The organism is Stenotrophomonas maltophilia group sp. RNC7 (assembly GCF_030910085.1).
GTDB classification, from domain to species: domain Bacteria; phylum Pseudomonadota; class Gammaproteobacteria; order Xanthomonadales; family Xanthomonadaceae; genus Stenotrophomonas; species Stenotrophomonas sepilia.
The window spans coordinates 1-469 of record NZ_JAVFVN010000320.1 but is presented as its reverse complement, the minus strand read 5'-3'; the positions used below and the strand labels follow the sequence as shown (position 1 = coordinate 469).

The following is a 469-nucleotide window of genomic DNA, read 5'->3' as shown; positions in this document are numbered from 1 at the left end:
TCCATAATGTTAGTATTTTGATCTATCATTTACACCATGTCATTTATCTGTGTTTTTCCAGCATCCATTGCCATTTTCATTACAGAAATACTAGCTTTCTGGTACAGATTCATTTGACTCATTCCCATTGATAATGCTGCTATATCCATTAAATCAGCTCCTTTTTAATCCAATAACTCACAACTTATGGCCTACACATATTATTTTTAATTCGATTCATTTAAGTACTCTTTCATTAATTCTTGAGTTAATGGAAGTAATAATTCGTATGATCCTAGTACTGCTTTGGGAGTTATTTCCTTAAAATTACCATGGTTTATCCTATTTCTAACACCCTGTATACACTTGAGCAAATTAAAAGCAATATCTTCATTTATAATTGAATTTTTATCTCTTTCGCTAAATGCTCGCTTTAATTCTCGTGAATAATTTATTTTATCCTTATGCAACTCATCTATAATATTTCTCT

General features: G+C 29.6%; 2 protein-coding genes. Both read right to left on the bottom strand.

Features of this window, described 5'->3' with window-relative positions; all coding sequences use genetic code 11:
• Positions 1–29: 29 nt before the first annotated feature.
• Positions 30–149 carry a YjfB family protein gene (locus tag RCF13_RS05330; protein WP_308140927.1) on the bottom strand — a complete coding sequence of 40 codons (120 nt, stop codon included), beginning with the start codon at positions 147–149 and terminating at the stop codon, positions 30–32.
• A gap of 57 nt (positions 150–206) precedes the next feature.
• A partial coding sequence (locus RCF13_RS05325; RefSeq protein WP_308140926.1) for a hypothetical protein occupies positions 207–469 on the bottom strand: 263 nt, incomplete at its 5' end.